The organism is Micromonospora sp. NPDC003241, from assembly GCF_053589795.1.
Genome location: NZ_JBSFSO010000037.1, coordinates 61,095 through 71,236 on the forward strand (window position 1 = coordinate 61,095; position 10,142 = coordinate 71,236).

Sequence of the window (10,142 nt, forward strand, 5' to 3'; positions counted from 1 at the left end):
GTAGACGAGTCGAGGGAGCGATCGTGCGGCCTGGTGGACAGCCGAACATGCAGCAGATGCTGAAGCAGGCGCAGAAGATGCAGCAGCAGATCGCCCAGGCGCAGGCCGAGTTGGCCGAGGCCGAGGTGACCGGCACCGCCGGTGGCGGTCTGGTCACCGCGACCGTGTCCGGCGCCGGTGAGATCAAGAGCATCAAGATCGACCCGAAGGCGGTCGACCCGGAGGACGTGGAGACCCTGGAGGATCTGGTCCTCGCAGCGCTGCACAACGCCACCGCGGCGGCCCGTGAGCTGACCGACCAGAAGATGGGCCCGGTCGCGGGCGGGATGGGCGGCCTCGGCCTGCCCGGGTTCTGAGCCACCCGATGTACGAGGGTGCCATCCAGGATCTGATTGACGAGCTGGGGCGCTTGCCGGGTGTGGGCCCGAAGAGCGCCCAGCGGATCGCCTTCCACGTCCTGTCGGCGGATCCGGCCGACGTGAACCGGCTGGCCGGCGCGCTGCGCAAGGTCAAGGACCTGGTGCGCTTCTGCACCAGTTGCTACAACGTCGCCGAGTCGGAGCAGTGCCGGATCTGCCGTGATCCGCGTCGCGGCAACGAGGTGATCTGCGTGGTCGAGGAGCCGAAGGACGTCGTCGCGATCGAGCGGACCGGTGAGTTCCGGGGGCGGTACCACGTGCTCGGCGGGGCGATCAATCCGCTGGAGGGCATCGGGCCGGACAACCTGCGCATCCGGGAGCTGTTGGTCCGGCTGAGCGACGGCGAGGTGCGGGAGTTGATCCTCGCCACCGACCCGAACACCGAGGGCGAGGCGACCGCGACGTACCTCGCCCTCATGGTCAAGCCGATGGGGATCTCGGTGACCAGGTTGGCCAGTGGCCTCCCGGTCGGCGGCGACCTGGAGTACGCCGACGAGATCACCTTGGGCCGTGCTTTCGAGGGCCGCCGCGCGGTCTGACCGACGGCGGGTGGGTGTGACACCAGCGGCGGCGGCTCACCCGACCACGTAACAGATTGATATCGATTGTATGGGGTGATTGGCCCCTTTTGTCGCATAGCCTCTGAGCGTGTCTGCTGGTGGCCGGTCACTAAGGACACGATCCGGTACCAAGAGCTTCGCGCGCCGTTTCCCGGCGGTCGAAGTGGGAGCTATGGTCACCGCCATCGGTGACCCTGTCACCACGTTGTCCGTAACCCCAAGGACGAGGTGAAGCACCCATGCGTGCATCCAGGCCGAAGGTCGCTATCGCGGCTGTGGCGGCCGCGGCCCTCGCGGTAGCAGGCTGTGCCGAAAGCGATCGCGAAGGTTCCAGCGGTAGTAGCAACGAGACCCTCGTCTTCGGCGTCGCCGGAGACCCGAAGGTGCTCGACCCCAGCTTCGCCAGCGACGGTGAGTCGCTGCGTGTGGCGCGTCAGGTCTTCGAGACGCTGGTCCGCCCGGAGGAGGGCGGCACCAAGGTCAGCCCCGGCCTCGCCGAGTCCTGGGAGCCCGACGCGACGGGTACGACCTGGACGTTCAAGCTGCGTTCCGGCGTGAAGTTCCACGACGGCACCGACTTCAACGCCGAGGCCGTCTGCACGAACTTCGACCGTTGGTACAACGCCAAGGGCCTCATGCAGAGCCCGGACGTGACGGCGTACTGGCAGGACATCATGGGCGGCTTCGCCGCCAACGAGGACGACACTCTCCCGGAGAGCCTCTTCAAGTCCTGCACCGCCACCGACGCGACCACGGTCAGCCTGGCCTTCACCCGGGTCTCCAGCAAGATCCCGGCCGCCCTGATGCTGCCGTCCTTCTCGATCCACAGCCCGAAGGCGCTGCAGGAGCACGACGCCAGCAACGTCACGGGCAGCGCGGACGACATCAAGTACCCGGCGTACGCGACCGAGCACCCGACCGGTACCGGTCCGTTCAAGTTCAAGTCCTGGGACGTCCCGAACAAGACGCTGACCCTGGAGCGCAACGAGGACTACTGGGGCGACAAGGCCAAGCTCAAGAGCCTGATCTTCCGCACCATCTCGGACGAGAACGCGCGCAAGCAGGCGCTGCGTTCCGGTGACATCCAGGGCTACGACCTGGTCGGACCGGCCGACGTCGAGCCGCTCAAGGGCGAGGGCTTCAACGTCCTGACCCGCCCGGCCTTCAACATCCTCTACCTGGCGATCAACCAGAAGGGGAACCCGAAGCTGGCCGACCTCAAGGTCCGGCAGGCGCTGGCGCACGCGATCAACCGTCAGGCGCTGGTCGACTCGAAGCTGCCCCCGGGCGCCCAGGTCGCGGTGAACTTCTTCCCCGAGACCGTCGAGGGTTGGAACGGCGACGTCACCAAGTACGACTACGACGTCGACAAGGCCAAGTCGCTGCTGGCCGAGGCCGGCGCGTCGGACCTGACCCTGCGGTTCCACTACCCGACCGAGGTCACCCGGCCCTACATGCCGAACCCGAAGGACCTGTTCGAGCTGGTCTCGGCGGACCTCCAGGCGGCCGGCATCAAGATCGAGCCGATCCCGCTGAAGTGGAGCCCGGACTACCTCAACGCCACCACCTCCGGCTCCGCGCACGACCTGCACTTCCTCGGCTGGACCGGTGACTACGGCGACGGGTACAACTTCATCGGTACGTTCTTCGACCGGCAGAAGGACGAGTGGGGCTTCAACAACCCCGCGCTGTTCGAGAAGTTCAAGCAGGCGGACACCACCGCGGACCAGGCGGCCAAGGTGGCTCTCTACAAGGAGATCAACGCCGACATCATGAACTTCCTGCCCGGTGTGCCGATCTCGCACGCGCCGCCGGCCATCGTGTTCGGCAAGGACGTGACCGGGGTCAAGGCGAGCCCGCTCACCGACGAGCGGTTCTCCACCGCCGAGTTCAAGTCCTGATCTGACGCATATAGAACGCGGGCGGGCGCTGTACCACAGCGCCCGCCCGCTACCCTCAGCACACCCTTCGAGGCCGCCGTGTTCCGGTTCATCGTCAGACGCCTCCTGCAGCTGATACCCACGCTGTTCGGGCTCTCCATCCTGTTGTTCATCTGGCTCCGGCGGTTGCCCGGTGGCCCCGAGACCGCCATCCTTGGCGAGCGGGGCACACCCGAGATGCGCGCCGCGATCCGCCGCAATCTCGGCCTCGACGAGCCGATCCTGATCCAGTACGGCCGGTTCGTGCGGCGGATGGTCCGCCTGGACCTGGGTACGTCGATCTCCACCAAGCGCGAGGTCACCACCGAGTTCCTCCAGCGCTTCCCCGGCACCGTCGAGCTGACCGTCACCGCGATGGTGATCGCGATCGGCATCGGTATTCCGCTGGGCTACCTGGCCGCCCGCCGACGCGGCCGCTTCCTCGACCACGCCTCCGTCGGCGGGTCGCTGATCGGCATCTGCATCCCGGTCTTCTTCCTGGCGTACGTGCTGAAGGCGATCTTCTCGGAGAACCTCGGCTGGTTCCCCTCCAGCGGCCGGCAGGACCCGACGCTCGGCGCCACCCGGATCACCAACTTCTTCGTGCTGGACGGGCTGATGACCCGGGAGTGGGACGCCGCCGCCGACGCGCTGTGGCATCTGGTCCTACCCGGGCTCGCGCTGGCCAGCATCCCGCTGGCGATCATCGTCCGGATCACCCGGGCCAGCGTGCTGGAGGTGCTGAACGAGGACTTCGTGCGTACGGCCGAGGCCAAGGGCCTGACCGAGAACGTCGTACGCCGCCGGCACGTGCTGCGTAACGCGATGCTCCCGGTGGTGACCTCGATCGGTCTGCTCACCGGCGGTCTGCTCTCCGGCGCGGTGCTCACCGAGACCGTCTTCGCGTTCAGCGGGATCGGCGCCTTCCTCGCCGAGGCCATCAACCAGCGCGACTATCCGGTCCTGATGGGCTTCATCATGATCATTGCGGTGGTGTACGTGCTGGTGAACCTGATCGTGGACCTCTCGTACAGCCTGATCGACCCGAGGGTGAGGGTCCGATGACGATCATCAGTGGCAAGAAGCGCGAGAAGATCGACCGGCTCGCCGAACTCGCCGCGCGCGAGGAGGAGCGGGGTGTCAGCCTGTGGCAGGACGCCTTCCGGCGGCTGCGGCGCAACCCGGCGGCCATCATCGGCGCGGTCATCCTGGCCATCTTCGTGCTGGTGGCGCTGATCGGCCCGTTCCTGGTGCCGTACGGCCCGACGGACACGATGGGCATCCGCGAAGGCGTGATCCGGCCGGGCGTCATCCCCGGCCCGTCCAGCGAGCACTGGTTCGGCTACGACCACCAGGGTCGGGACGTGTTCAGCCGGATGGTGGTGGGCGCCCGGCAGACCCTGCTGGTCGGCGTGGTGGCCACCCTGATCGGTCTGGCCGTCGGTGCGCTGATCGGTGGCGTCGCGGGTGCCGCCGCAGGTCTGGGTGGCCGCTGGGGGCGCTGGATCGACAGCGTCCTGATGCGGTTCATCGACATGCTGCTGGCGCTGCCCAGCCTGCTGCTCGCGGTCAGCATCGCCGCCCTGCTCGGCCGGAGCCTGACCACCGTGATGATCGCGGTCGGCATGGTCTCGGTGCCGGTCTTCGCCCGGCTGCTGCGCGGCTCGATGATCGTGCAGTCGAACAGCGACTACGTCTTGGCCGCCACCTCGCTCGGCGTACGCAAGTCGAAGATCGCGCTGACCCACGTACTCCCCAACTCGCTCGCCCCGGTCATCGTCCAGGCGACGCTGACCCTGGCCACCGCGATCATCGAGGCCGCCGCGCTCTCCTTCCTCGGGCTCGGCAACCCCAACTCGGCCACCCCCGAGTGGGGCGTCATGCTGGCCGACGCGCAGCAGTACCTCGGAGTACGGCCGGAGCTGGCCATCTATCCGGCGGTCGCCATCATCATCACCGCCCTGGGATTCACCCTGCTCGGTGAGGCGATGCGCGAGGCCCTCGATCCGAAGCTGCGGAAGTAGGAGGGTTCGTAATGGCACTACTCGAAGTGAACGACCTCTCCGTCACCTTTGCCCGGCGCGGTCAGCGCGCCGTGCACGCCGTCGACGGGGTGTCCTTCTCGGTCGACGCCGGTCAGGTGGTCGGCCTCGTCGGTGAGTCCGGCTGCGGCAAGTCGGTGACCTCGCTGGCCATCATGGGCCTGCTACCCAAGCAGCCCGGCCTGCGGGTCGGCGGCAAGGCGGTGTTCGACGGCACGGACCTGCTCCAGCTCGACGACCGGTCGCGGCGGGACATCCGGGGCCGCGACGTCGCGATGATCTTCCAGGACCCGCTGTCGTCCCTGAACCCGGTCGTACCGATCGGACTCCAGGTCACCGAGGTGCTGACCCGGCACCGGGGGATGAAGGGCGCCGCCGCGGCGAAGGAGGCCGCCGCACTGCTGGACCGGGTCGGCATCCCCGACCCCACCCGGCGGCTCAAGGAGTACCCGCACCAGCTCTCCGGCGGGATGCGGCAGCGCGCCTTGATCGCGATGGCGGTGGCCTGTCAGCCCCGGCTGCTGATCGCCGACGAGCCGACCACGGCGCTGGACGTCACCATCCAGGCGCAGATCCTGGAACTGCTCAAGGACCTGGTCCGGGACTCCGGCACCGCGCTGGTGATGATCACGCACGATCTGGGCGTAGTCGCCGGCATGTGCGACACGATCAACGTGCTCTACGGCGGCCGGGTGGTGGAGACCGCCCGGCGACGGCCACTGTTCCGCGAGCCCCGGCACCCGTACACGGTGGGGTTGCTCGGCTCGGTGCCGCGCCTGGACGCCGGACGCGGCGAGCGGCTCACCCCGATCCCCGGTTCGGTGCGTGACCTGCTGCCCTGGCCCGAGGGCTGCGCCTTCGCGCCGCGCTGCACCCGTCGGGTGGACGCCTGCGTCGGCCAGCCGCCGGAGCTGGTGCTCACCCACGCCGGCCGCAGCTACCGTTGCGTCAACCCGGCCCCGTTGCCGGACCCCACGCCGACCACGCCGTCCACCGAAGCCGCACCGTCGTCCGTCGAGGCACCGTCGCCTGCTGAGGCGTCGGCGTCCGTCGGGGTCGAGCCGTCTGCCCAGGGGCCGTCGTCCGTCGAGGGCGAGCCGTCTGCCGAGGTCGGGGCGTCCGCCGAGGCCGGGGCGTCTGCCGGGACTGCGGCGGTCGCCGAGGCACCGTCGGTCGCCGAGGCGGCCGTGCCCGTCGAGGCGTCGGGTACCGGCCAGGTGCCCGCGCCGCGCGAGGAGGAGAAGTCATGACCGAGAGCGACGTCCTCGTCGAGGTACGGGACCTCAAGGTGCATTTCCCGATCAAGCGGGGGGTGCTGTTCGACCGGACGGTCGGCCACGTCAAGGCGGTCGACGGAGTCGACCTGAGCATCTCGCGCGGCAAGACGTACGGCCTGGTCGGTGAGTCGGGCTGCGGCAAGTCCACGCTCGGCCGGGCGCTGCTCCAGCTCAACCCGCCCACCGCGGGCGAGGTGCGCTTCGACGGGGTGGAGTTGACCACGCTGGCGCCGCGCAAGCTGCGGACCATGCGGCGGCGGATGCAGATGATTTTCCAGGACCCGATGTCCAGCCTCGACCCGAGGCAGAACGTCGAGTCCATCCTCACCGAGGGCCTGCAGACGCACGGCATCGGGGGCGACCGGGACGGCCGCCGGAAGATCATCGGCGAGACGCTGGACAAGGTGGGCCTGCCCCGTTGGGCGTTGTCCCGCTACCCGCACGAGTTCTCCGGCGGTCAGCGACAGCGCATCGGCATCGCCCGCGCGTTGGTGCTCGGGCCGGAGCTGATCGTCGCCGACGAGCCGGTCTCCGCCCTGGACGTGTCGATCCAGGCGCAGGTGATCAACCTGCTCGACGAGTTGCAGGACAGTCTCGGCCTCACCTATCTGGTGATCGCGCACGACCTGGCGGTGGTGCGGCACATCTCCGACACCGTCGGCGTGATGTACCTGGGCGGCCTGGTCGAGGAGGCGCCCAGCGACCGGCTCTACACCGAGCCGCTGCACCCGTACACCCGGGCGCTGATGTCGGCGGTGCCGGTGCCGGACCCGGACGTGGAGGACCGCCGGGAGCGGATTCTGCTCTCCGGTGACCTGCCGTCGCCGGCCAACCCGCCGTCGGGTTGCCGCTTCCACACCCGGTGCCCGTGGGCGCAGCCGACCCGGTGCGCCGACGAGCGGCCGGTGCTGCGGGAGATCGGCGGCAGTCGGGTCGCCTGTCACTTCGCCGAGCAGATCGCCAGCGGCGAGCTGCGGCCGCACAAGGTGAGTGCGGAGATCGTCCGCCCGGAGGGCGAGGGCGAGGAGCCCAGCGTGGTCTCCGCACCCAGCGAGCCGGGCACGTTTGTCTAGCCGAGATGTTAAGAGGGGTCCCTTTCTATGCCGCAGGCGTTAGAAAGGGACCCCTCCTTACAACCGGGTGCGACCAGGATCAGCCCTCGGGGCGGTTCAGTAGGCCGACCGCGATGCTGTGCACCGCGTCCAGCCCGGCCGCGTCGGCCAGCGCGGCGCTGCCGCCGGTGACCGCGTACCACTCGTCGGCGTCCTTGTACTGCACGTGGAGGGTGACCCGGCCGTCGGCGAGGTCGGTGCGCAGGGTCAACTCCCCGGTGACCACGCCGACCTCGTCGGTCATCACCCCGCCCGGTCCGGGCACGATGTCCGTGGTCCGGCTCTGCGGACCGGTGGCACCACCGGCGTCGGCGGTCATGCCGGCACCGGGCACCTCCACCTCACCCGCAGCAGCGCCGTCGGCGGTCATCCCGGCGGTGGCCGGGCCGGGGCTGCCGCCGGCCGCCGCGGCGTCGTCTCCGCCCGCGTCAGGCGTCCGTTCGGGGGCCGGGGTGCCGCCGGCTCCGGTTACGGCTTGCTCTCCCATGTGCAGCCCTCCAACATGTCGGCCAGCGCGGCCTTCTCAGCACTGGTGATCGTGAGCTTCCAGTGGTGCTTCACCGCCACCCAGTCGCCGGCATACTGGCACCAGTATGACCGGTTTGGCGGTTTCCACTGAGACGGATCCTGATCACCCTTTGCCCGGTTGGAGGAGGCCGAAACCGCGAAGAGCTGCGGCCGGTCGAGGTCGTTCGCGAAATCACTACGCTTCGAGTCCTCCCACTCGTCCGCGCCGGAGCGCCACGCGTTGGCGAGCGGGACCATGTGGTCGATGTCCACGCTGGACGGGTCGGTGAAGGTCCGTCCGTCGTACACGCTCTCCCAGTTGCCACCCACCACGTTGCACCCGGAGTGCTGGATGTCCTTGCCGTCGCGTTCCAGGACGGTGTCACGGACGTCGCAGTTCTGGCCGGTCTTGCGCCAGTGCGAGAAACGGTTGCGGCTGTAGCCGCGCATCGGGTTGGCTTCGGCGACGGTCAGTTCGGAGAGCATCTGGGTGGCGGTGCCGCCGTCACCGCTGGTGGGTGACACCTCCGGCTCCACCAACTCGACGCAACCGGCCGCGCCTAGGGTCAGCGCCGCGACGAGCGCGAGCGCCCCCAGGGCGCGAGGTCCTGATCTGGTACGCACAGACGACACCTCTCCAGCTTGCGGGCTTTCGGCGATCCCGCACAGTACCCGGGCCCAGTTTCGGCGATTCGTGGTGTCTCACGTATGGCGCACGGCACATTGGTAGTCATGCCCGACACCGCGCCCGCACTCCGGCTGAAGTCGCACGCTGGCCGAGGCACCCTGGCCGCCGCCGTGCTCGCCTCCGGCATGGTCTTCCTGGACACCACCGTGGTCAACGTGGCCCTGCCCCGACTCGGCGCCGAACTGGGCGCCTCGGTGGCGGGACTACAGTGGACGGTCAACGGCTATCTGCTCACGTTGGCCGCGTTCGTGCTGCTCGGCGGGGCGCTCGGCGACCGTTTCGGGCGACGGCGGATCTTCCTGCTGGGCGTGGTCTGGTTCACCGTCGCCTCGGTGCTGTGCGGGCTGGCACTGCGTACCGACTGGTTGGTGGCCGCGCGCTTCCTCCAGGGTGCCGGCGGCGCGCTGCTGACTCCCGGCTCGCTGTCGCTGCTCCAGGCCAGCTTCCACCCGGACGACCGGGGCAAGGTGATCGGGGCGTGGTCCGGCCTGTCCGGTGTCTCCACCGCGCTCGGCCCGTTCATCGGCGGGTGGCTGATCGACGCGCTCTCCTGGCGGTGGATCTTCTTCCTGAACCTGCCGCTGGCCGTGCTGGTGGTGCTGGCCGCGCTGCGCTGGGTGCCGGAGAGCCGGGACGAGAGCGCCTCGCGTAGCCGGGGCACCCGCCGACGCTTCGACGTGGCCGGCGCGCTGCTCGGCGCGCTGGCGCTGGCCGGGGTCACGTACGCGCTCGTGGACGCGCCGGGGCGTGGGATCAGGTCACCGGCCGTGCTGGTGGCGGCCCTGGTCGCGGTGCTGGCGGCGTTGGCGTTCGTGCTCGTGGAACGGCGTCGCGGCGAGACCGCGATGCTGCCCACCGGCCTGTTCGGCAGCCGGCTCTTCTCGGTGCTGAACGTCTTCACCGTGCTGGTGTACGCCGCACTCGGCGGGTTCACCTTCTTCTTCGCCGTCTATCTGCAGAACGTGGTCGGCTGGTCGGCGCTGCTCACCGGCCTGGCCCTGCTGCCGATGACGGTGCTGCTGCTGATCGGTTCGCCGAAGGCCGGGGCGCTGTCGGCGAAGATCGGGCCGAGGCTGCCGCTGGCCGTCGGTCCGGTGCTGGCCGCCGTCGGGCTGCTGGTGCTGCGGGAGGTCGACGCGGGTGCGTCGTACTGGCGGCAGGTGCTGCCCGGGGTGGTGCTGTTCGGTGCCGGGCTGACCCTGGTGGTGGCGCCGCTGACCGCGTCCGTGCTGGCCGCCGTGGCGGACCGATTCGCCGGGGTGGCCAGCGGCTTCAACAACGCCGCATCCAGGGTGGGCGGTCTGCTGGCGGTGGCCGCGTTGCCGCTGCTGGTCGGGCTCAGCGGTACGGGCTACGAGCAGCCCGCCGAACTCACCGCCGCCTACCGGGGCGCGCTGCTCTGGTGTGCCGGCCTGCTGGTGGCCGGGGCGGTCATCGCCGCCCTGCTGGTACGCCGTCCGACCCGCCGTCCACCGCCCGCACAACCCTGCCACTCCATGCCCGTCTCCACCCCGGACGACCCGGCCGCCCGGGCCCGACCTCATCTCCACCTGGGTCGACTGGAAACGCGCCAACGAAGTCGACCCGGTACGCCTACGCCCGACCCCGCACGAATTCG

9 protein-coding genes and 1 pseudogene are annotated in these 10,142 nt (G+C 69.7%); 8 read left to right on the top strand and 2 right to left on the bottom strand.

The annotated features are described in order from the left end of the window. Positions 1–47: 47 nt before the first annotated feature. From ACWDVW_RS24585 to ACWDVW_RS24615, 7 genes and pseudogenes are all read left to right on the top strand, one after another. Entirely contained in the window at positions 48–356 is a 309-nt protein-coding gene (locus ACWDVW_RS24585) for a YbaB/EbfC family nucleoid-associated protein (RefSeq protein WP_396751427.1), read from the top strand. An 8-nt stretch (positions 357–364) separates the two neighbouring features. After that, positions 365–958: a recombination mediator RecR gene (gene recR, locus ACWDVW_RS24590; RefSeq protein WP_449953036.1), complete on the top strand. Its 594-nt coding sequence runs from the start codon at positions 365–367 to the stop codon at positions 956–958. Positions 959–1,218: 260 nt separating this feature from the next. Continuing rightward, positions 1,219–2,880, top strand: coding sequence for an ABC transporter substrate-binding protein (locus ACWDVW_RS24595; protein WP_449953039.1), 1,662 nt, complete (start codon positions 1,219–1,221; stop codon positions 2,878–2,880). A 78-nt stretch (positions 2,881–2,958) separates the two neighbouring features. After that, on the top strand, positions 2,959–3,963 hold the full coding sequence (locus ACWDVW_RS24600) for an ABC transporter permease (protein ID WP_396689641.1): 1,005 nt from the start codon (positions 2,959–2,961) through the stop codon (positions 3,961–3,963). Next, positions 3,960–4,922 carry an ABC transporter permease gene (locus ACWDVW_RS24605; RefSeq protein ID WP_449953042.1) on the top strand — a complete coding sequence of 321 codons (963 nt, stop codon included), beginning with the start codon at positions 3,960–3,962 and terminating at the stop codon, positions 4,920–4,922. Before ACWDVW_RS24600 ends, ACWDVW_RS24605 begins: the two co-directional genes overlap by 4 nt. An 11-nt stretch (positions 4,923–4,933) precedes the next feature. Next, positions 4,934–5,977 (top strand): annotated as a pseudogene (locus ACWDVW_RS24610) (ABC transporter ATP-binding protein); the annotation flags it as partial. Between the two features lie 209 nt (positions 5,978–6,186). Further along, positions 6,187–7,290, top strand: a complete 1,104-nt coding sequence (locus ACWDVW_RS24615) for an ABC transporter ATP-binding protein (protein WP_449953045.1) — start codon at positions 6,187–6,189, stop codon at positions 7,288–7,290. A gap of 79 nt (positions 7,291–7,369) precedes the next feature. Here ACWDVW_RS24615 and ACWDVW_RS24620 read toward each other — a convergent pair whose 3' ends face one another. Both ACWDVW_RS24620 and ACWDVW_RS24625 read right to left on the bottom strand, forming a co-directional pair. Then, a complete protein-coding gene (locus ACWDVW_RS24620; protein ID WP_449953048.1) occupies positions 7,370–7,816 on the bottom strand; it encodes a hypothetical protein in 447 nt (148 codons plus the stop codon). Then, positions 7,798–8,460, bottom strand: coding sequence for an HNH endonuclease family protein (locus ACWDVW_RS24625; RefSeq protein ID WP_131053464.1), 663 nt, complete (start codon positions 8,458–8,460; stop codon positions 7,798–7,800). The genes ACWDVW_RS24620 and ACWDVW_RS24625 overlap by 19 nt, the downstream gene beginning before the upstream one ends. 108 nt (positions 8,461–8,568) lie before the next feature. Between ACWDVW_RS24625 and ACWDVW_RS24630 the strand changes: the two genes are divergently transcribed. Next, positions 8,569–10,142, top strand: a 1,574-nt coding sequence (locus ACWDVW_RS24630) for an MFS transporter (RefSeq protein ID WP_449953050.1), incomplete at its 3' end; no start/stop codon positions are given.

What these genes read in the sequence shown, in the direction of transcription:
- recR (WP_449953036.1), top strand. Translation starts at nt 365, where the DNA reads ATGTACGAGGGTGCCATCCAGGATCTGATTGACGAGCTGGGGCGCTTG.
- ACWDVW_RS24595 (WP_449953039.1), top strand. Translation starts at nt 1,219, where the DNA reads ATGCGTGCATCCAGGCCGAAGGTCGCTATCGCGGCTGTGGCGGCCGCG.
- ACWDVW_RS24605 (WP_449953042.1), top strand. Translation starts at nt 3,960, where the DNA reads ATGACGATCATCAGTGGCAAGAAGCGCGAGAAGATCGACCGGCTCGCC.
- ACWDVW_RS24615 (WP_449953045.1), top strand. Translation starts at nt 6,187, where the DNA reads ATGACCGAGAGCGACGTCCTCGTCGAGGTACGGGACCTCAAGGTGCAT.
- ACWDVW_RS24620 (WP_449953048.1), bottom strand. Translation starts at nt 7,816, where the DNA reads ATGGGAGAGCAAGCCGTAACCGGAGCCGGCGGCACCCCGGCCCCCGAA.
- ACWDVW_RS24585 (WP_396751427.1), top strand. Translation starts at nt 48, where the DNA reads ATGCAGCAGATGCTGAAGCAGGCGCAGAAGATGCAGCAGCAGATCGCC.